Origin of the sequence: Ewingella allii (assembly GCF_044430645.1) — a bacterium.
Taxonomy (GTDB): Bacteria; Pseudomonadota; Gammaproteobacteria; order Enterobacterales; family Enterobacteriaceae; genus Ewingella; species Ewingella allii.
Genome location: NZ_JAWUDN010000006.1, coordinates 144871 through 164318 on the forward strand (window position 1 = coordinate 144871; position 19448 = coordinate 164318).

At 50.8% G+C, this 19448-nt stretch carries 16 protein-coding genes; 13 read left to right on the top strand and 3 right to left on the bottom strand.

The window, feature by feature from the left end:
- Positions 1-43: 43 nt before the first annotated feature.
- Positions 44-901, bottom strand: coding sequence for a formate transporter FocA (focA, locus tag SBO83_RS14605; protein WP_396132005.1), 858 nt, complete (start codon positions 899-901; stop codon positions 44-46).
- A gap of 494 nt (positions 902-1395) precedes the next feature.
- A complete protein-coding gene (gene ycaO, locus SBO83_RS14610; RefSeq protein WP_396132006.1) occupies positions 1396-3159 on the bottom strand; it encodes a 30S ribosomal protein S12 methylthiotransferase accessory factor YcaO in 1764 nt (587 codons plus the stop codon).
- A 283-nt stretch (positions 3160-3442) separates the two neighbouring features.
- On the opposite strand from ycaO, the gene serC reads away from it, so the two are divergent.
- The 13 genes from serC to SBO83_RS14675 all read left to right on the top strand — a co-directional run bounded on the left by serC (position 3443) and on the right by SBO83_RS14675 (position 18652).
- The gene (serC, locus tag SBO83_RS14615; RefSeq protein ID WP_353501547.1) at positions 3443-4528 is read left to right on the top strand and encodes a 3-phosphoserine/phosphohydroxythreonine transaminase; all 1086 of its coding nucleotides are present in this window, start codon (positions 3443-3445) and stop codon (positions 4526-4528) included.
- A 94-nt stretch (positions 4529-4622) separates the two neighbouring features.
- Positions 4623-5906, top strand: coding sequence for a 3-phosphoshikimate 1-carboxyvinyltransferase (aroA, locus tag SBO83_RS14620; protein WP_396132007.1), 1284 nt, complete (start codon positions 4623-4625; stop codon positions 5904-5906).
- Positions 5907-6121: 215 nt separating this feature from the next.
- The gene (gene cmk / locus SBO83_RS14625; protein WP_353501549.1) at positions 6122-6820 is read left to right on the top strand and encodes a (d)CMP kinase; all 699 of its coding nucleotides are present in this window, start codon (positions 6122-6124) and stop codon (positions 6818-6820) included.
- A 158-nt stretch (positions 6821-6978) separates the two neighbouring features.
- Positions 6979-8652, top strand: a complete 1674-nt coding sequence (gene rpsA, locus SBO83_RS14630) for a 30S ribosomal protein S1 (RefSeq protein ID WP_100935605.1) — start codon at positions 6979-6981, stop codon at positions 8650-8652.
- Between the two features lie 63 nt (positions 8653-8715).
- On the top strand, positions 8716-9000 hold the full coding sequence (gene ihfB, locus SBO83_RS14635; protein ID WP_034789191.1) for an integration host factor subunit beta: 285 nt from the start codon (positions 8716-8718) through the stop codon (positions 8998-9000).
- Between the two features lie 244 nt (positions 9001-9244).
- A complete protein-coding gene (locus tag SBO83_RS14640; protein ID WP_449536234.1) occupies positions 9245-11506 on the top strand; it encodes a ComEC family protein in 2262 nt (753 codons plus the stop codon).
- A 38-nt stretch (positions 11507-11544) separates the two neighbouring features.
- Positions 11545-13293: a lipid A ABC transporter ATP-binding protein/permease MsbA gene (gene msbA, locus SBO83_RS14645; protein ID WP_396132078.1), complete on the top strand. Its 1749-nt coding sequence runs from the start codon at positions 11545-11547 to the stop codon at positions 13291-13293.
- Positions 13290-14273, top strand: a complete 984-nt coding sequence (lpxK, locus tag SBO83_RS14650) for a tetraacyldisaccharide 4'-kinase (protein WP_396132009.1) — start codon at positions 13290-13292, stop codon at positions 14271-14273. Before msbA ends, lpxK begins: the two co-directional genes overlap by 4 nt.
- A gap of 503 nt (positions 14274-14776) precedes the next feature.
- Positions 14777-14989, top strand: a complete 213-nt coding sequence (locus SBO83_RS14655; protein WP_396132010.1) for a cold shock domain-containing protein — start codon at positions 14777-14779, stop codon at positions 14987-14989.
- A gap of 94 nt (positions 14990-15083) precedes the next feature.
- Positions 15084-16313 (top strand): DNA glycosylase AlkZ-like family protein, encoded by a 1230-nt coding sequence (locus SBO83_RS14660; RefSeq protein WP_396132079.1) that lies wholly within the window; start codon positions 15084-15086, stop codon positions 16311-16313.
- A gap of 357 nt (positions 16314-16670) precedes the next feature.
- Positions 16671-16853 (top strand): Trm112 family protein, encoded by a 183-nt coding sequence (locus SBO83_RS14665; RefSeq protein ID WP_034789208.1) that lies wholly within the window; start codon positions 16671-16673, stop codon positions 16851-16853.
- On the top strand, positions 16850-17599 hold the full coding sequence (gene kdsB, locus SBO83_RS14670; RefSeq protein ID WP_396132011.1) for a 3-deoxy-manno-octulosonate cytidylyltransferase: 750 nt from the start codon (positions 16850-16852) through the stop codon (positions 17597-17599). The genes SBO83_RS14665 and kdsB overlap by 4 nt, the downstream gene beginning before the upstream one ends.
- A 159-nt stretch (positions 17600-17758) precedes the next feature.
- Positions 17759-18652, top strand: coding sequence for a YcbJ family phosphotransferase (locus SBO83_RS14675; RefSeq protein WP_396132012.1), 894 nt, complete (start codon positions 17759-17761; stop codon positions 18650-18652).
- A 2-nt stretch (positions 18653-18654) separates the two neighbouring features.
- Here the strand turns inward: SBO83_RS14675 and elyC are convergent, their stop codons facing one another.
- Positions 18655-19425 carry an envelope biogenesis factor ElyC gene (gene elyC, locus SBO83_RS14680; RefSeq protein ID WP_396132013.1) on the bottom strand — a complete coding sequence of 257 codons (771 nt, stop codon included), beginning with the start codon at positions 19423-19425 and terminating at the stop codon, positions 18655-18657.
- Positions 19426-19448 lie beyond the last annotated feature (23 nt).

Consider the following 19448-nt stretch of genomic DNA (forward strand, 5'->3'; position numbering starts at 1 on the left):
TAAATCGGTTTGTAAACTTGTTATGACCAGCAATTCACAGAACTTAGTGTTTTTGCTCATCACGGAGATAAATTACCCAGTACGTCAATCCGACCATTAAACCGCCACCAATGATGTTGCCGATGGTGACTGGGATCAGGTTGTCGATGATAAAGTTACTGATATTCAACTCTGCAAACTGTGCAGGTGTGGTACCAATCGCCTGCCAGAACTCAGGGGAAGCGAAGTTTTTAATCACGATACCGAGAGGGATCATAAACATGTTGGCGATGCTGTGTTCGAAGCCGCTGGCAACGAACATGCCGACAGGGAGGATCATGGCGAACATTTTGTCCATCAGGCTGCGGCCTGAGTAACTCATCCACACCGCCAGACAGACCATCAGGTTAGCCAGAATGCCGAGGCATACGGCTTCGATGAATGTGTGATGCATTTTATGGTCGGCGGTTTGTAGGACATTAAGCCCCCAAAGGCCGTTATCAACCATATATTCACCAGAGAACCAGATAAGGGCGACAAAGAACAACGCGCCAATCAAGTTACCAATATAGACATTGACCCAGTTACACGCCAATTGGCCCCATGTGATTCGGCCGCTGGCCTTGGCTATCACGATCAGTACCGTAGAAGTGAAAAGGTCAGCTCCGCACACCACGACCAACATCAGGCCGAGAGAGAAGCAGATACCACCGACTAATTTAGCCAGACCGTAAGGGACGGCTGCAGTGCCTGTGGTAGAGGTGATATAGAAAACAAATGCAATTGAGATAAAGACACCAGCGGTTATCGCTAAATAGAATGTTTTCAGCGGTTGTTTAGTGGCTTTATAAACACCAGCATCTTCGGCGACTTTCGCTGTAGCTGCGGGTAACAATAAATTGAAGGGGTTGTCAGCTTTCACAGTAACTCTCTCTGTAAGGGTTATCTACTGCACAACGAGATACTAGCAAAGCAGTATAACGTAAAAATTGACTTGGATCATAAGGGGGGGTTATATCCGAGCTGGGAGCTTATACCAAAGGAGTAAATGATGCTTTATCTTTTTGAAAAATAACAAATAAAAACATTTTAAATCTTACAAAAAAAGTTGAATTGCATTTTTGAGGGTGAGAACGAAATGTTAAAGTTTAAAGGGCAATGTAATGAAATCATTTCTTATTGTGCATATTATCTGCGATTTTTTTTTAATGATTAGCAGAAGTGAAATAAAAAATAAGCGGGGAAATTAAAAATAGTTAAGGCATAAAATTAAGCAGCAAATTGAATGTGTAGTCAAATAATCATATCGATGGTTTTTAATGCAAAAAAACGGTTCCAGATTTTTGATATTTAGGATTAAAAAAACCGGCAGACTGGGCTACCGGTTTGGATTTGCTCAAGAAAGAGTAAAGCGAATTACTTCTTCAGCCAGTGACGGCGTTTAGCCGCCTGCAGCTTTTCATAGGCCGCCAGCAGCCCTTGATGGGACGGCAGGGCTTTCAGGTCAGCATCGACAGCAAACAGCCCATAGAAACGCTCTTCACCGCTGATCGCAGCCGAGGCGTGATCGACAGCATCCTGACCGTACATTTTGACGAAGGCGCCATAATACTGGGCCGGGTCGCGATCTTCTTCCAATGAGAGTTGCAGCAGGGTTTGCAAGCAACGGTAATAGTTGTTGCGCTCATCGCTGTACACGGACGAGTTAAACTCGTGCGCCCACTCGGCCCAGGTCAGTGCCTGATCCAAGTCGCCGCCGGCCAAGGCCAGCATGGATTTCAGCTCACCCACGCGCAGGGTGTACCAGCCGTTATCTTTGCCGCTGGCAATGCCCAGCAACTCGCGAACGCGGGTGAAGTCGTCCAGACCTTCGTCGTCCATCTGGGTGATCATTTCCAGATAGGTTTCCTGTGAGAAATCACTGTCTGGCAGAGCCAACAGCTGCTCGCGCAGGTGAGCGCCCATGCTGTTGTTGGCTAACAGCAAGTCTTCCGCCGGGTAGATGTCTGACATGCCAGGCACGATGATGCGGCACGCGTAAACCTCTAAGTGCTCGTAATCAGCGATATACACTTCAGCATCTTCTTTATCGAAGATTGCCATCAGCGTGGCGAACTCTTCTTCGGTGGTGCCGCTGAAGCTCCAGTCTGCAAACGGATAGTCCGCATCTTGCTTGAACATGTCCCATGAGATCAGGCCGCTTGAATCGATGAAGTGAGTTTCCAAGTTGGCGTGTTCAGCCACTTCTTCATCATCAAAGGTGGGTGCAGTAAACACATCCAGATCTTTCAAGCTACGACCTTGCAGCAGCTCGGTCACGGTACGTTCCAGCGCCACGCCAAAGTCCGGGTGCGCGCCGAAAGAGGCGAAACAGGTACCATTGGATGGGTTGAACAGCACTACGCAGATAACCGGATAGTTGCCGCCCAGAGAGGCGTCATAAGAAAGGATTGGGAAACCTTCTTCTTCCAGCTTGGCAATGGCTTCAACCACGCCCGGATAGCGTGCCAGCACCTCAGCAGGGATTTCCGGCAGGCTGATTGACTCAGCGATAATGCGGTTTTTAACGTAACGCTCGAAAACTTCGGACAGCCCCTGAACGCGCGCTTCGTTAGCGGTGTTACCCGCAGACATGCCGTTGGAAACGTATAAGTTGCCGATGATGTTCATCGGGATATAGACGGTTTGCAGGTCAGATTGGCGAGTGAACGGCAGGGCGCAGATCCCGCGCTCCGGGTTGCCGGACTGCAGATCTACCAAATCGCTGCCGGTAAGCTCTTTATCGGCATCATAAAAATCATGCAGACGCTCATCCAAAATCCCCGCTGGCAGGCTGTTATCTGCTGGGATTGGGAACCATTTCTCGTTTGGATAATGCACGAAATCGCCATTGGCAATCTCTTTACCCAGATAGAAATCGGCGAAGAAATAGTTGGTCGACAGACGCTCGAAATATTCACCTAAGGCAGAAGCCAATGCCGCTTTTTTACTGGCACCTTTACCGTTGGTAAAGCAGAGCGGGCAGTCGCGATCGCGAATATGTACCGACCAAACGTGGGGTACAGGATTCAGCCATGAAGCTTCTTCAATATTGAAACCGAGGTCGGCGAGTTTTTGTTGGAAGCGGGAAATAGAGTCTTCCAGCGCGGCGTCTTTACCAGGAATAAAAGTTTGCGTCATTGAGTTCACTTTTGAGCGTTCTAAAAACGCGCAATGATACGGGGTTTTGGCCTATAGCTCCACGTATTCATACAGCTATTGCGTGCGCGTGATAAAGCATTAGCAACATAGTCTTTATTTTTCATTTTTTAACGATTTAAACGCGGTGAATGGGGCGATATTCGGGTGACAGCAATGTGATCCTGCTCTCAGGAACAATAAGCGTTGCAGACTGCTTGTTTCGAATGATAAAACCGTTAAATTGATTGTATTGATGGTTAGCTCAGTGGAGTGGTGAGGGGAAATGACTCAGGTTTATAATTTCAGTGCAGGTCCGGCAATGATCCCGGCAGAAGTGTTACGTCGTGCGCAACAAGAATTATGTAATTGGCATGGTTTGGGCACGTCGGTGATGGAAATCAGTCACCGTAGTAAAGAGTTTATTCAGGTTGCCGAAGAGTCGGAACGTGATATCCGCGAGCTGATGAATATCCCCTCGAACTACAAAGTCCTGTTCTGCCACGGCGGCGCGCGCGCGCAGTTCGCTGCGATCCCACTGAACTTACTGGGTGATAAAACCACTGCTGACTATATTGACGGCGGCTACTGGGCACATAGCGCGGTCAACGAAGCACAGAAATACTGCACGCCAAACGTTATTGATGTGACAACCACCGTCGACGGCAAACGCGGCATTTTGCCGATGAGCCAATGGGCGTTGAACAAAGATGCCGCCTATGTTCACTACTGCCCCAATGAAACCATTGATGGCGTCGCTATTGATGAAGTGCCTGACTTTGGCGACAAACTGGTCATTGCTGACTACTCGTCATCTATTTTATCTCGTCCGGTAGACGTGAACCGTTTTGGCGTGATTTATGCCGGTGCGCAGAAAAACATCGGCCCGGCTGGCCTGACACTGGTGATCGTGCGCGAAGATTTGCTGGGCCGTGCTCGCAAAGAATTGCCTTCGATTCTTGATTACACCGTGCTGGCTGAAAATGACTCCATGTTTAACACGCCGCCGACCTTCGCCTGGTATCTGTCTGGCATGGTCTTCAAATGGCTGAAAGAGCAGGGCGGCCTGCGCGAAATGGAGAAGCGTAATCGGGCGAAAGCTGAATTACTCTATGGCACTATCGACCGTTCTGATTTTTATCGTAACGACGTGGCTCAGGCCAACCGTTCGTGGATGAACGTTCCTTTCCAAATGGCGGATGCGTCTCTGGACAAACTGTTCTTAGAGCAGTCGCAGAAAGCGGGCCTGCATGCTCTGAAAGGGCACCGCGTTGTTGGCGGAATGCGCGCATCGATTTATAACGCGATGCCGATTGAAGGTGTTAAAGCATTGACCGACTTTATGGCTGATTTCGAGAAAAGCCACGGTTAATCATCTGTAATAATCGCCGTGCGCAGCATGGCTTGAAAATGACCCCGGCCTGAAATCCGGGGTCATTTTATGAATAAAGAATAATGGAGAAAGCGTGGAATCCCTGACATTACAACCCGTTGCATTGGTTAACGGCACTATCAATTTACCGGGCTCAAAAAGTGTTTCCAACCGTGCACTTTTGCTGGCGGCCTTTGCCCAGGGTACAACCCGCTTAAATAACTTACTCGACAGTGACGATGTGCGTCACATGCTCAACGCGCTCACCAAACTGGGCGTGATTCACCGCCTGTCAGCAGATCGCACGCATTGTGATATTGACGGCTTAGGGGGAGCTTTCCAGCCTTCTGAAGCCTTAGAGCTGTTTTTAGGTAATGCGGGCACCGCGATGCGTCCTCTGGCCGCAGCCCTGTGCCTCGGCGCGCATGACGTGGTGCTGACCGGCGAGCCGCGCATGAAAGAGCGCCCAATTGGCCATCTGGTTGATGCTTTGCGTCAGGGCGGAGCGGAGATTGAGTACCTCGAACAAGAAGATTACCCACCCGTGCGCCTGCGCGGTGGATTCAAAGGCGGCGAAGTTACGGTAGATGGCAGCGTTTCCAGCCAGTTCTTGACCGCGTTGCTGATGACCGCGCCTCTGGCGGCGGCAAATACCACTATTCGCATCAAAGGTGATTTGGTTTCCAAGCCTTACATCGATATCACTCTGAATCTGATGAAGACTTTCGGCGTGACGGTAGAGAACCAGAACTACCAAGAGTTCCGCATCAAAGGCCAGCAGACCTATGTCTCTCCAGGCACCTATTTAGTCGAGGGTGACGCTTCTTCAGCTTCTTACTTCCTGGCCGCGGCAGCCATCAAAGGCGGCACCGTTCGCGTGACCGGCATTGGTAAAAACAGCATGCAGGGCGACATTCGCTTTGCCGACGTGCTGGAGAAAATGGGTGCGAAAATCACCTGGGCTGAAGATTATATTGAATGCTCTCGTGGCTCTCTGACCGGGATTGATATGGATATGAACCATATTCCTGACGCCGCCATGACGATTGCCACCACCGCGCTATTCGCACAAGGCCCGACCACGTTGCGCAACATCTACAACTGGCGCGTAAAAGAGACTGACCGTCTGGCGGCAATGGCTACTGAGCTGCGCAAAGTGGGAGCAACCGTTGAGGAAGGCGAGGATTACATCCGCGTTGAGCCGCCGCAGTCTCTGACTTTCGCCGAGATTGGCACCTATAACGACCACCGCATGGCGATGTGCTTCTCGCTGGTGGCGCTGTCGGATACGCCGGTGACCATTCTTGACCCGAAATGCACCGCGAAAACTTTCCCTGACTATTTCGACAGACTGGCTAGCATCAGCACTCTGGCGTAATTCTCAAGCTGTATCTGGGTTTCAGCGATAACGGGCATCAGTCGATGCCCGTTTTTTTATGCAGTAATGAACTATTCTTCTTCAGACATAGTCTGCTTTTTCGCCAACTGGATGATGTGGGGTAACAGTTGACGCAAAGGCAGCGTATAATGCCGCTCCTGAATTAGCCTTATCGGGTTAATGATGAGGGTTTACCCCACCCAAAGGAGACAGAAATGACGGCTTTAGCCCCGGTAATTACCGTTGATGGGCCAAGTGGCGCAGGTAAAGGCACCTTGTGCAAGGCGCTGGCAGAGGCTCTGGAATGGCGTTTGCTGGACTCTGGTGCCATTTATCGCGTTTTAGCACTGGCTGCTTTACATCATCAGGTTGATATTGTCTCTGAAGATGCTTTGGTGCCGCTTGCCGCACATCTTGATGTGCGTTTTGTGGCTCAGGATGGGCAATTAAAAGTGATTTTAGAAGGTGAGGATGTCAGTAATGAAATCCGCACCGAAACGGTAGGAAACACCGCGTCACAGGCTGCCGCTTTCCCTCGGGTTCGCGAAGCGTTATTGCGCCGTCAGCGCGCATTTCGCGAGGCCCCAGGGCTGATTGCCGATGGCCGAGATATGGGCACCGTGGTGTTCCCCGACGCGCCGGTAAAGATATTCTTAGACGCCAGTGCGGAAGAACGTGCAAACAGAAGAATGCTACAGTTGCAGGAAAAAGGCTTTAGTGTTAACTTTGAACGTCTTTTAGCCGAGATAAAGGAACGGGATGACCGTGACCGTAATCGTGCTATAGCGCCTTTGGTCGCTGCTTCTGACGCGCTTTTGCTGGATTCAACCAGCATGTCGATCGACGAAGTTATCCAACGTGCGCTGGCTTATGCCACTGAAATTCTAGGATTGCCGCAAAAACAAACCCGGTGATCGAGCTTGTTAACTGGTGCTGAATAAAGGTTCAGCGCCAGTTTTAGCTATAGTTTTTTTTAACCTCGCCGCAAGGATCTGTAGCGGGGCATTTGAAACAACCCCATCCAGCAGGATGCCAGATGGACGTTAAACTTAAGAACCTAAAGATTATCAACATGACTGAATCTTTTGCTCAACTCTTTGAAGAATCCTTAAAAACAATCGAAACCCGTCCGGGTTCCATCGTTCGTGGCGTTGTTGTGTCTATCGACAAAGACGTAGTACTGGTTGACGCCGGTCTGAAATCTGAGTCCGCTATTCCAGCAGAGCAGTTCAAAAACGCACAGGGCGAACTGGAAATCCAGGTTGGCGACGAAGTTGATGTTGCGCTGGACGCTGTTGAAGACGGCTTCGGTGAAACTCTGCTGTCCCGTGAAAAAGCTAAACGTCATGAAGCATGGCTGATGCTGGAAAAAGCTTACGAAGAAGCTGCAACTGTTACCGGTGTTATCAACGGTAAAGTTAAGGGCGGTTTCACTGTTGAGCTGAACGGTATTCGTGCGTTCCTGCCAGGTTCACTGGTAGACGTTCGTCCGGTACGCGACACGCTGCATCTCGAAGGCAAAGATCTTGAGTTCAAAGTCATCAAACTGGACCAGAAACGCAACAACGTTGTTGTTTCTCGCCGTGCAGTAATTGAGTCTGAGAACAGCGCAGAGCGCGATCAACTGCTGGAAAACCTGCAGGAAGGCATGGAAGTTAAAGGTATCGTTAAGAACCTCACTGACTACGGTGCATTCGTTGATCTGGGCGGCGTTGATGGCCTGTTGCACATCACTGATATGGCTTGGAAACGTGTTAAACACCCAAGCGAAATCGTCAACGTTGGCGACGAAATCACTGTTAAAGTTCTGAAATTTGACCGTGAGCGTACTCGTGTATCCCTTGGCCTGAAACAGCTGGGCGAAGATCCATGGGTTGCTATCGCTAAACGTTACCCAGAAGGTACTAAACTGACTGGTCGCGTTACTAACCTGACTGATTACGGCTGCTTCGTAGAAATCGAAGAAGGCGTTGAAGGTCTGGTTCACGTTTCTGAAATGGACTGGACTAACAAAAACATTCACCCATCTAAAGTTGTTAACGTGGGCGATGTAGTTGAAGTTATGGTTCTGGATATCGACGAAGAACGTCGTCGTATCTCCCTGGGTCTGAAGCAATGTAAAGCTAACCCATGGCAGCAATTCGCAGAAACTCACAACAAAAACGACCGTGTTGAAGGTAAAATCAAGTCAATCACTGACTTCGGTATCTTCATTGGTCTGGACGGCGGCATCGACGGCCTGGTTCACCTGTCTGACATCTCCTGGAACGTTGCAGGCGAAGAAGCAGTACGTGAATACAAAAAAGGCGACGAAATCGCAGCTGTTGTTCTGCAAGTTGACGCAGAGCGCGAGCGTATCTCCCTGGGCGTGAAGCAACTGGCTGAAGATCCATTCAATAACTACCTGTCTGTTAACAAGAAAGGTACTATTGTTACTGGTAAAGTCACAGCAGTTGACGCCAAAGGTGCTACAGTTGAATTGGCAGGCGGCGTAGAAGGTTACCTGCGTGCTTCTGAAGCTTCTCGCGACCGTATTGAAGACGCAACTCTGGTTCTGAGCGTTGGTGATGAAGTTGAAGCTAAATTCACCGGTGTTGATCGTAAGAACCGCGTAGTAAGCCTGTCCGTCCGTGCTAAGGATGAGTCAGACGAGAAAGAAGCAATCGCCGTGGTTAACAACAAACCAGACGAAAGCAACTTCTCTAATGCTATGGCTGAAGCGTTCAAAGCGGCAAAAGGCGAGTAATGACGGGGGGCGGTATTTATACCGCCCCGAAACGGTAGTTTAGCTGCAAAGCTTGGAGGTAATATGACCAAGTCTGAACTTATTGAAAGACTTGCTGGCCAGCACTCTCATGTCCCGGCGAAAGCCATTGAGGATGCAGTGAAAGAGATGCTTGAACATATGGCTGCAACTTTAGCTGATGGCGAACGCATTGAGATCCGTGGGTTTGGCAGTTTTTCTCTTCACTACCGTGCTCCGCGTGTTGGTCGTAACCCAAAAACTGGCGACAAAGTGGAGTTGGACGGTAAGTACGTTCCGCATTTCAAGCCGGGCAAAGAGTTGCGCGATCGCGCGAATATTTATGGTTAAGACTTCGGTCTGACATAAATTATGCCTATAGCGAACCAAAAACGGTGTCTTTTTAAGACACCGTTTTTTTATTTGTGCTTATCTCGCTCCACAATTGCGTGACGTCTCGCATCCTTCCTCTCTGCCTCTTGTTCTCCTCCTCCCGCAAAATCATACTTCCGCCAACCTATTTTGCTGGAAAAAACAGCAACGAGTTTTTATCTCTCGCCAACTAATGCAGTAAGGACGCCACATCAAAATCTCAATGGATGAGATAGCGCTGGCTGCGATCGCCGGAATGCTGCCACTGATTTTTCTTCCCCAACTGCCGGGCTTCTATGCCTGTCTTTTCATGGCCCTTGGCGTGATAGGCTGTGGGTGGATTAACCGTAGATTGTCGCTACTTGTCGCCATTATTTTGCTGAGCATGCTGTGGGGGACGCACAATGGACACTATTTACTTAAGCAAACCGAGAGCCTGAGTCTGGGCAAGAAAGAGGTGATTGCCGAGCTAAAAACGATAAATTTGCATCAATCAGGTAGTCAGTTAGTCATCTATAAAATTGAAAGAGTCGACGGTGAGTTACTTTTTCCTCCGATTTATTTTCGCAGTCGTTGGGAGGGGGAGGGTAACTTCTGCGCTGGCCAAAAGTGGCAGCTAAGCGTCAATTTACGCCCAGTCCACGCCCTGCTAAATGAGGGTGGGTTCGATAGCCAGCGCTGGGCATTAGCCAACCGCTGGCCTTTAACTGGCAGGATCAGCAGCAGAACGCTCATCAGCCCCGAATGCAGTCTGCGCCAGCGTCTAATTTCTCACGTGCAACAGGCTATCACTCCCTTGGGGAACAGCGCGGTGCTAATGGCTTTAGCCTTTGGCGAGAAGGGGCTGATAAAAGCCGAAGACAAAATGCTGATGCAGCGAACAGGCATTGCTCATCTGATTGCTATCTCAGGGCTGCACATCGGCATAGCGGCCTGGTTTGGCTATGTGTTGGCGCGAGCGCTGCAATTCTTATTACCGATTAAATATATCGATTATCGCTTCCCACTCATCGCCAGCGAGTTATTCCTGCTGACCTACACCTGGTTGGCAGGAGGTAACGCCCCCGCCGTGAGGGCCGCCGTGGCGCTTTCACTATGGCTGCTATTGCGATTCATGCGAGTTAAATGCCATCCGTGGCAAATATGGCTGTGGTGCGTCGCGCTAATAGTGATTAGCGACCCGATGAGTATTCTTTCGGATAGCTTCTGGCTCTCCTGTTTTGCGGTGGCGGCCCTGATCTTCTGGTTTCAGTGGGCGCCTTTACCGCATCGAATCGGGCACTCATGGCGCTGGGCTGCGGTGCGCTGGGCCCATTTGCAGCTGGGAATGACGATTTTGCTGCTACCTCTCCAAGTCGGCCTGTTCCACGGCGTCAATCTCTCTTCTTTCGCCGCGAATATGTGGGCCGTGCCTATCGTTTCGCTATTTACCGTGCCCTTGGTACTGCTAGGCGTAATTTGCTCAGGCGCACTGCCATCCCTTGTTACAGAGAAAATGTGGTTAATGGCAGACCAGAGCTTGTCGCTGGTATTTTGGGGCGTGCAGAGATTCTCAGGTGGCTGGTTCTATTTAAGTGAGCCAGCCGTCGCACTCACTTTGGCAGGGTGGGGGAGTGTGATTGTCTGGCGCCTGGGGTGGCTTAGGATTTTCCCCGCCACCGTAATAGGCCTGGCCTCGGTGCTAATGGTCTGGTTCTACAGGACGGATGGAGAGAATTGGCGTGTGGACATGGTGGATGTCGGCCATGGCCTTGCCATGTTGATCAGCAAAAACGGCAAGGGGGTGTTATATGATACTGGGAATCGCTGGGAGACGGGTTCGGCGGCCGAGATGAATATCCTACCCTTGATCAGATGGCGCAATATTCAACTTGAACAGATCATTATTAGCCATGCTCACGCCGACCATCGCGGTGGTTTAGACGCCATAATGCGGGCATTTCCTTCGGCGACTCTAAGGGAAAGCGTGATAGGTTCACCACTGCCTTGCCATGCTGGTATTACTTGGGATTGGCAAGGGCTGTCCTTTGCTGCGCTTTGGCCGGAAAGGGCGGGAATCATGTCCGGCAATGATGACAGCTGCGTCGTGAGGGTCAGTGACGGGAATTTCAGTGTTTTACTGACCGGAGATATTGAATCAGGCGCTGAACGCAAAATTGTTTCAAGATATCGCGGGGCCTTAGGCTCTTCGGTGCTGCAGGTTCCTCATCATGGCAGCAATACGTCATCAACACCGCCGTTTTTGCGCGCTGTCGCACCGGAACTGGCGATTTCTTCCTCTTCTCGCTTCAATAAGTGGCATCTCCCCGCGCAAAAAGTGATGGCAAGGTATCGAAATGCCAGACTAGCCTGGCGCGATACCTCAAGCTCAGGCCAGTTATCTGTTCATTTTTATGACAAATATTGGCGCGTAGAAGGATTCAGAGAGCAAATATTTCCTCGTTGGTATCATCGTCGGTTTGGCGTATCAGGCGATAATGAGTAGAATGGGCCGCTGTTTCTTTCGCTGCTGGTTAATAATGCATTATGAATGATAAAGATCTCTCCACCTGGCAGACATTCCGCCGCCTTTGGCCGATGATTACCCCTTTCAAAGCAGGGCTTATCGCGGCGGCTGTTGCGCTGGTGGCGAACGCCGCCAGTGACACCTTCATGCTGTCGCTGTTGAAACCTCTGCTGGATGATGGTTTTGGCAAAGCCGATCGCTCTATCTTGCTTTGGATGCCGCTGGCGGTAATCGCATTAATGATTGTGCGAGGGATCAGTGGCTATGTTTCCAGCTACTGCATTTCTTGGGTATCGGGCAAAGTGGTGATGCAGATGCGTCGCCGTCTGTTTGGCCATATGATGGGCATGCCGGTCGCCTTCTTCGACCAACAGTCTACGGGCACCTTGCTGTCACGTATTACTTATGATTCCGAGCAGGTTGCCTCTTCTTCTTCAAGCGCGCTGGTAACAGTAGTGCGCGAAGGTGCATCGATTATTGGCCTGTTCATCATGATGTTCTACTACAGCTGGCAGCTTTCGATCATTTTGGTGGTGATTGCGCCGATTGTCTCGATTGTTATCCGTCTGGTTTCAAAGCGTTTTCGCGATATCAGCAAAAACATGCAGAACACCATGGGTCATGTTACAACCAGCGCCGAGCAGATGCTCAAAGGTCATAAAGAAGTGCTGATCTTTGGCGGGCAGAAAGTGGAAACTGAGCGTTTCGATTCTGTTAGCAACCGCATGCGTCAGCAGGGTATGCGTTTGGTGTCGGCATCATCGATTTCTGACCCGATTATTCAGCTTATCGCCTCTCTGGCGCTGGCATTTGTTCTTTATGCCGCCAGCTTCCCGTCTGTGATGGAAACACTGAGCGCCGGTACTATCACTGTCGTGTTCTCTTCCATGATTGCTTTAATGCGCCCATTGAAATCACTGACCAACGTTAATGCCCAATTCCAGCGCGGTATGGCAGCTTGCCAGACGCTGTTCTCTATCCTCGATATGGAGCAGGAAAAGGATGAAGGTAAACGTGTCGTTGAGCGCGCCAAAGGTGATATTGAATTCAAAAACGTCACCTTTACCTATCCTGGGCGCGATGCGCCAGCGCTGCGCGATGTGGCTTTCACCATCCCGGCGGGCCGTACTGTTGCTCTGGTAGGGCGTTCTGGCTCGGGTAAATCGACCATTGCCAGCCTGATGACGCGTTTCTACGACATTCAGGAAGGCCAAATCCTGATGGATGGCCATGATTTGCGTGAATACACGCTGTCATCGCTGCGTAATCAGGTGGCTTTGGTATCGCAAAACGTTCACCTCTTTAACGATACTATTGCTAATAACATTGCCTATGCGCGCACCGACGTCTTCAGCCGCGAAGAGATTGAGAAAGCCGCCAAAATGGCCTATGCCATGGACTTCATTAATAAAATGGATAACGGTCTCGATACGGTAATTGGCGAGAACGGCGTGCTGCTGTCTGGCGGCCAGCGCCAGCGTATTGCTATTGCCCGTGCTCTGCTGCGTGACTCGCCGGTGCTGATCCTCGATGAAGCAACCTCGGCGCTGGATACGGAGTCAGAGCGTGCGATTCAAGCCGCGCTTGACGAGCTGCAAAAGAACCGTACTTCGCTGGTGATTGCGCACCGTCTCTCAACTATTGAAAAAGCCGATGAAATTCTGGTAATTGAAGATGGTCGAGTGGTTGAACGCGGTTCCCACGCCGAGCTGCTTGAGATGCGCGGCGCTTATGCCCAGTTGCACCGGATGCAGTTTGGCCAATGATAGAGCGAATCTGGTCAGGTAAGTCGCCACTTTATCTACTGTTACTGCCTCTTTCATGGCTGTACGGGCTGATAACCTGCGGGTTACGGCTCTGCTATAGAAAGGGGTGGAAAAAGAGTTGGCGCTCGCCTGTCCCGATTATCGTGGTCGGTAATCTCACTGCCGGTGGCAATGGGAAAACGCCGGTGGTGATTTGGTTGATTGAACTGTTACAGCGTCAGGGTTTACACGCAGGCGTAGTTTCTCGCGGCTACGGCGGTAAGTCAGAGACTTATCCGTTGGTGCTTGATGCAAATACCCAAACGGCCGAAGCGGGCGATGAGCCTGTGCTGATTTATCAGCGCACCGGCGCCCCGGTGGCGGTATCCCCAGTTCGCTCCGATGCGGTAAAAGCGCTGCTCAAGAATAATCAGCTCGACGTGATTGTCACCGACGACGGCCTGCAACATTACGCTTTGCAGCGTGATTTAGAAATTGTGGTGGTTGATGGCATACGCCGTTTCGGCAACGGCTGGTGGTTACCCGCCGGGCCAATGCGCGAAAGGGCATCGCGCCTGCGTTCTGTCGACGCCGTTATCACCAATGGCGGGCAGAGCGAGCCGGGCGAAATCGCCATGCACTTGCAGCCGGGAATGGCCGTCAACTTGCTAACGGGTGAACAGCGCGATGCCACCTCTTTGCCACAGGTGGTTGCCATGGCGGGTATTGGGCACCCTCCGCGCTTCTTCGCCACGCTGGAAAACCTTCAAGTAACCACGCAAGCCGAGTTCGCTTTTGCCGATCATCAAAATTACCAATCCGAGCAACTTAGTGCTCTGGTCGGTGCTGAACAAACTCTATTGATGACGGAAAAAGACGCTGTTAAATGCAGAAGTTTTGCCCAGCCAAATTGGTGGTATTTGCCGGTTAATGCCCACATTTCCGACGCTGATACAGCCCGCCTGTTGGCAAAAATCGACCAAGTTATCGCGAAAAAATAGCCTATTGCTTCTCAGGGTAGGCCTTGTTTACATTTCTTCAAATTAAAAAAATAATAAAATTCCCAGTTAATCATCTGATTTGTATAGAATATAATTCAATGTTGGCGTTTTAAATATTTATTTAATTTATAGGTGTTGCTATTACATTTGAGTTGTGAGTAAATGCAGTCCGGCCTGTGATGCAGAGCTATTTATGTCCGAGTTTACAATCTAGCAGTTCCTCCCAAGACGTTATCTTTGATAAAACGATTCCTCTTCAAGTCGAACCTTCTAAGTACCTCCCCATAAGTAATCAATCTACTCGATTGGCCCTAAACGTTTTATGGCAGAAAATCTTAATCAAAGAATTAAGATGCTGAACTATAAGGCGAAAAAAACGAATAAATTATTTCACAATCGCTCATTAGAGGTTTTTATAAAAAAATAACTTTAGAGTGGGCAAGCGCATCCGAACAATAATAAAAAGCGTGTTCATGGATGCCCAAAATAAAGGATCTACAATTATGATGTTAAAAATGGGTTTAGTTAAATGGTACAATCAAGCTAAAGGCTATGGTTTTATTTGCCCTCTCGACGGTACGTCTGAAATTTATGTTCAGCGCGCCTCTATTGCTAATACAGGCAATAAATCTTTGAATGCTGGCCAGCGCGTAGAGTTCACCACCTACCGCAGCGTGGCTCACGGTCCGGCAGCAGCCGATGTGATCGCGTTCTAAGTTTGACCTGTCCCCCAGACCTTGGCGCGTAAATTTACGCTCAGGTCAAAATGTGTTATCGGTATCTGTAATGCTTTCATCAACGGATACCGATATGTCTCACCCGGTTATATCTCTCTCTGCCGCCCGCACTTTGCACCTCGCTGCTCAACAACTTCAACACCCACTTAAGCGCAAGCCCCAACGGGACGATCTCCTCACAGCCATTACTCAGATGGGTTTGCTGCAAATTGATACCATTAGCGTGGTCGCCCGCAGCCCATATTTAGTGCTTTTTAGCCGCCTCGGGCACTATCCGCAGGAGTGGCTGGAAGACGCACTGGCGTCGGGAAAACTGTTTGAGTATTGGGCTCACGAAGCCTGTTTTATCCCCATCGAAGATTACGCTTTGCTGCGCCACCGCATGCTTCAGCCTGAGAAAATGGGCTGGAAATACTCAACCGAGTGGGTCGAAAAGCATCAGGAAGACATTGACGGCATCCTCAGCCATATTGCGGAAAATGGCCCGGTGCGTTCGGCGGATTTCGCCGGAGAGAAGCGTTCAGCTACCGGCTGGTGGGACTGGAAGCCGCACAAGCGGCATCTGGAGACGCTGTTTACCGCAGGCAAGCTGATGGTGGTGGAGCGTCGCAGTTTTCATCGGGTTTACGACCTCGCAGAGCGCGTAATGCCCGACTGGAATGATGCCACCCAAGCTCTGTCACAGCAGGATGCCGAAGAGATCATGCTGCGCCGGTCGGCGCAAAGTCTGGGCTTATTTAAACCTGAGTGGCTGGCAGATTACTATCGCCTGAAACGCATTAAAGCGCAGGAGGTGATATCCCGCTGGTTAGAAAGTGGCGAGGTCAGGCCGGTCAATGTAAAAGGGCTGGATGGCCTGTTCTATGTGCATCAGAGTCAGTTTTCCGTGCTGGAACAAGCCATTAACGGCAAAATTAGCTCGACGGTCACCGCGCTGCTTTCGCCATTCGATCCCGTGGTATGGGATAGAAAACGGGCTCTGGCGCTGTTTAATTTTGATTACCGGCTGGAATGTTACACGCCGGAGCCGAAACGGCAATATGGCTATTTCACGTTGCCTATTTTGCATCGCGGAGAGCTGATCGGGCGCGTGGACGCCAAGATGCATCGCAAAGAGAAAACCTTTGAAGTGAAAACCTTGCACCTTGAGAGTGGTACTAAACTTAGCCCAAGACGCATCAAAGATATCACTGATGCCGTCAGTCGTTTTGCCTTATGGCACGAGGCAGATCGGGTGCTGATAGGGAAGGTACCAGAAGCGTTGCGGCTGCACTGGGAAGCGGGCTGGTCATTGCTCAAATAAACAATCGGCTGCCATTGGCAGCCGTTTTTCGCTGGGTGAGAATGTCAAAACAGCCTTAGTTGCTGTAGTTGGCAAACATCGCGATGATTTTGTGGATCAGTTTCATTTCAGTGCTCGTCAGTAGAAATTTAATGTGACTTGTGTCACAAAAAATACTACGCCGACCTCCGGCTTTGATCAATCTCTGTTTCGGCCTCTTGGCGATTTATCCCACTGGGCAGCCTATATTGCCTTTGTCAGATTAACCTTGGCGGAAGGGTTATGGTATTCTTTGCCACCATAGAGGTTTGTCAAAACACGCATTATTGCAACTGCTTGGCCTTCAAGCGTGCAATTCACATGCCCCCGGGAGAATGTATGGATCATCGTTTACTCGAAATTGTTGCTTGCCCTGTCTGTACCGGTAAGCTTTATTTCAATAAAGAGTCGCAAGAATTAATTTGTAAAGTGGACGGACTGGCTTATCCGGTGCGCGACGGCATTCCGGTGTTGTTAGAAACTGAAGCCCGTGCGCTTTCTGCTGACGAGACGCATCCATGAGTTTTATTGCCATCATTCCTGCCCGCTTTGCTTCCAGCCGCCTGCCGGGGAAACCTCTGGCGGATATCGGCGGCAAGCCAATGGTCGTTCATGTGATGGAACGCGCGAAAGAGTCCGGTGCCGATCGCGTTATCGTCGCCACCGACCATCCTGACGTTTTTGCTGCAGTAGAAGCGGCTGGCGGCGAAGTTTGCATGACCCGCGCTGACCACCAGTCAGGCACTGAGCGCCTGGCCGAAGTCATCGAACTGTACGGCTTTTCCGACGAGGACATTATCGTCAATGTGCAGGGCGATGAGCCTCTGGTGCCGCCGGTGATTATCAAGCAGGTCGCTGAAAATCTGGCCTCCTGTGAAGCCGGCATGGCGACTTTAGCGGTGCCTATTGAAACGGCAGAAGAGGCGTTTAACCCTAACGCAGTAAAAGTGGTGATGGACGTCAACGGCTATGCGCTCTATTTCTCGCGGGCAACCATTCCCTGGGAGCGCGAGCGTTTTGCTAAATCCAGAGAGACTGTCGGTGATACGTTCCTGCGCCACATTGGCATTTATGCCTATCGCGCCGGTTTCATTCGCCGCTATGTCAACTGGGCGCCAAGTCCGCTTGAGAATATCGAGCTTCTGGAGCAGCTGCGCGTGCTGTGGTACGGCGAAAAAATCCACGTGGCCGTAGCGAAAGAAGTGCCGTCGGTGGGTGTCGATACGCCAGAAGATTTGCAGCGCGTGCGCGAGTTTCTGGCCCACTAATTAGCCTTTTCCCGCTTTGCGCCTTGCAACGCTATACTGATACGGAATGTCATTGGGCATTCCGTTTTTTATTCTGCGACTTTCATTGATCTGCCACCGAGAAATCGTCGGGCAATGCTTTCATCATAAACCTCATCACTTCTTCACTGTGTAACCGTCATGGAACAGCTGAAAGCCGAATTAAGTATTGTGCTGGGCGAACGCCTGTCTCGCCTTGAATGCGTTAGCGAGCAACCTTATGCCCATCTCTATGCGATTTATGATGAGCAGGGGCACGCCGTGCCGCTAATGGCCAAAAGTTACGTCTGTTCGGGCATTGCCAGCCAGGAGGCGTATAAATTGTCGATGCTGGCGCGCGAGGGCGTGGTGCGCGTGCCGACGGTATTTGGTTTAGTTACCACCAGCCAATCGCCTTTTAAGGAAGTGTTACTGATCGAGCGCCTTCGAGGCGTTTCTGCCGAAGCTCCGACCCGCACGCCGCAGCGCGGCGAGATGCTGATAGAGCAGATTATCGAAGGGCTGCTGGCGTGGCACCGCATTGACAGCCATGGCCACGTGGGCACGGTGGATAGCACGCAGGACAATAAGTGGTCGCTGTGGTATCAGCAGCGCGTTGAGGCACTTTGGGCTTCCATCAGTCATTTGCAGTCAGCGCAGCTGACGCAGGAAGATCGCACTTTGCTGTTCCGTTCTCGCGCCAGCCTGCCCAGCCTGTTTGCTGACTTTAATGATAATTCCGTACTGCTTCATGGCAACCTCTCCCTGCGCAGTCTGTTAAAAGACCCGCGCAGCGACCAGCTCTTAGCCATGATCAACCCCGGCACGCTGCTGTGGGGGCCAAGGGAGTTTGAGCTGTTCCGACTGTGGGAGAAAGGGATGAGCGAGCAGCTGCTATTTCGCTATTTACAGCGTGCGCCGGTCTCAGAAAGCTTCCTCGCCCGGCGCGGTTTATATCTTCTGTGGGAATCTGTCTCCCACTTGCTACACACCGGCAAGCTGGACCGCCCGGCGTTTGAACACGCTAAACAGCAGCTGCTTCCATGGCTTAACTGAGGTCAGTCGCCACTGCCGCCAATTCGTTGCCAGATTCGCCCCAGAGTTTCATACCAAATTCGTTCGCTGTGTCCTAAGAACAGCGAGCTTGGCAATATTTTTTCCCAAGGATTGAGCGGCGAGTCGATGGCCAGCTGATTGGCCGGAGCAGGAGTAGGGTGCAGACCCTGCTGCTCGAAGAAAATCATGGCGCGCGGCAGGTGGTTGGCAGAGGTCACCAGCGCCATAGACTGATCTCCAATATGTATTTTCACCTGCTCGGCCTCTTCGTGAGTATCACGCGGGGTGTCGAGCATGATGATATCGCTCTGCGGCACGCCGAGGCTGATGGCGACTTTCGCCGCCACTTCGGCTGTACTCACCGGGTTGCCAATGGCTTTTCCGCCGGTGAAAATCATCTTCGACCCCGGATTCTCCCGATAAACCCGAATGCCTTCTGCTACTCGTGGCAGGCTGTTATTGATCAAATTGGAACTGGGTGCCCAGTCTGGGTTATAAGTGTACCCGCCGCCTAATACCACCACATATTTTAACGGCTGCGCGCTATTGGCGCGGTAAGTGGGATAGGTTGATTCTAGCGGCCGCAGCAAAGCATCAGCCACAGGTTGCAGGCTTAAAAGGGCCAGAGCGAGCCAACTCAGTAAAAAGCAGACTTTTCCTGCTTTCTGCCAGCGAGTAAACCACAGTAAAACCAGCGCTACCGCCATGATCGTTAATAAAAAGGGTAGCGGGAGCAGCAGCCCTCCAACGGCTTTTTTGAGAATAAATGGCATCGAAAATAGGTCCTTTTGAGCGA

Excerpts from the sequence above, each read along its gene's own strand:
- ycaO (WP_396132006.1), bottom strand. The coding sequence starts at position 3,159 with ATGACGCAAACTTTTATTCCTGGTAAAGACGCCGCGCTGGAAGACTCT.
- elyC (WP_396132013.1), bottom strand. The coding sequence starts at position 19,425 with ATGCCATTTATTCTCAAAAAAGCCGTTGGAGGGCTGCTGCTCCCGCTA.
- serC (WP_353501547.1), top strand. The coding sequence starts at position 3,443 with ATGACTCAGGTTTATAATTTCAGTGCAGGTCCGGCAATGATCCCGGCA.
- SBO83_RS14675 (WP_396132012.1), top strand. The coding sequence starts at position 17,759 with ATGGAACAGCTGAAAGCCGAATTAAGTATTGTGCTGGGCGAACGCCTG.
- ihfB (WP_034789191.1), top strand. The coding sequence starts at position 8,716 with ATGACCAAGTCTGAACTTATTGAAAGACTTGCTGGCCAGCACTCTCAT.
- SBO83_RS14660 (WP_396132079.1), top strand. The coding sequence starts at position 15,084 with ATGTCTCACCCGGTTATATCTCTCTCTGCCGCCCGCACTTTGCACCTC.
- SBO83_RS14665 (WP_034789208.1), top strand. The coding sequence starts at position 16,671 with ATGGATCATCGTTTACTCGAAATTGTTGCTTGCCCTGTCTGTACCGGT.
- SBO83_RS14655 (WP_396132010.1), top strand. The coding sequence starts at position 14,777 with ATGATGTTAAAAATGGGTTTAGTTAAATGGTACAATCAAGCTAAAGGC.
- kdsB (WP_396132011.1), top strand. The coding sequence starts at position 16,850 with ATGAGTTTTATTGCCATCATTCCTGCCCGCTTTGCTTCCAGCCGCCTG.
- SBO83_RS14640 (WP_449536234.1), top strand. The coding sequence starts at position 9,245 with ATGGATGAGATAGCGCTGGCTGCGATCGCCGGAATGCTGCCACTGATT.
- rpsA (WP_100935605.1), top strand. The coding sequence starts at position 6,979 with ATGACTGAATCTTTTGCTCAACTCTTTGAAGAATCCTTAAAAACAATC.
- cmk (WP_353501549.1), top strand. The coding sequence starts at position 6,122 with ATGACGGCTTTAGCCCCGGTAATTACCGTTGATGGGCCAAGTGGCGCA.
- lpxK (WP_396132009.1), top strand. The coding sequence starts at position 13,290 with ATGATAGAGCGAATCTGGTCAGGTAAGTCGCCACTTTATCTACTGTTA.